Origin of the sequence: Rhodopseudomonas sp. (assembly GCF_013377015.1) — a bacterium.
In the GTDB taxonomy this organism is placed as follows: Bacteria; Pseudomonadota; Alphaproteobacteria; order Rhizobiales; family Xanthobacteraceae; genus JARJEH01.
Window position 1 is genome coordinate 1 of record NZ_JACABA010000033.1, and the last position, 1,074, is coordinate 1,074.

Annotated in this window: 1 protein-coding gene; it reads left to right on the forward strand. The window is 64.1% G+C overall.

The features are described 5' to 3' along the window. Positions 1-439 precede the first annotated feature (439 nt). On the forward strand, positions 440-949 hold the full coding sequence (locus tag HXX15_RS23135) for a hypothetical protein (protein ID WP_296519259.1): 510 nt from the start codon (positions 440-442) through the stop codon (positions 947-949). Positions 950-1,074: the final 125 nt, after the last annotated feature.

The window sequence follows — 1,074 nt, forward strand, 5'->3', positions numbered from 1 at the left end:
GCCCTGTGGCCAGTCAGGCGCGCGGAGAGTCCACTGAACCCACTCATGCGGAATGGCCCGAACTCGTTCACCGCCCCGCCGGACAGATCCATCTCCGCGAACAAATTCAGGAGGCCACGGAACTTGCCGGCCGCATCGATGTTCGGCGTCTGCTCGATCGACGCGACCGTGACCATGAGCAGATCGTTGGCGCCGCCTGGCGCGCGACTGACTAGCCCGTCAGCGAGCCATGAAAATCCATCTTCATTGGCGCGGCGTGAAATTCTTGGGGTGCGTCAAGGACATGGAGCCGCGCGCGCCGCTAGAAATACCATGAACGGCGAGCCGGCCTGCGCCTTGGGAACAAGGTTCCCCGCGCGGCGCCCATGAGCGGCGCCGATTTCTCGCGCTCGGGAGGTCGTAGGTCTTTCGAGCTTCTGTCGGAACCAGCGAGGATTTCATGATTTGCCGCCGATCTTTTCTCGCCGACGCCTCCGCCCTCGCTCTGGTGCTTGCGGCCGGACAGGCGCGGGCCCAGGCCATCTGGACCGACTGGCGCGGATCGAAATTCGGGACGCGGATCGAATACCCTTCGGATTTGTTCGCGATTCAGCCGGAGCCGGACGCGCAAGACGGAAGGACGTTCGCCGCTGCGGATGGCGCGCAGATTGCCGCCTATGGCGTATTCAACGACGTCGTCGACTTCGAGAGCGCCATCGCGGCGACCACGGAAGGCGACGCCTATTCGCAGGTCACATACCGACGTCGTCACAGCGGCTGGGCCGTCGTCTCGGGAATACGACCGATCGATGGGCGGCCATCTGTTTTCTACGAGCGATATTTCCTCGACCCGCGCAAGGACGTCTACCACGTTGTCGTGATGACCTATCCGACCGAGGCCAAAGCGACATACGACCCGATCGTCCGGCGCATCGCGGGCTCGCTGGATTCGAGCCGCTATACGCGTTGAAGGCGGCGGCCTTCATTTGGCGCCGTCGGCGGTCCGGTCGTGGATCGTCGGTCCGGATTTGGCGGCATGCGCTTCGTCCAGGCTCATCTCGGCCATGTCGCCTGCCGGTGCGGACGCATACCTGC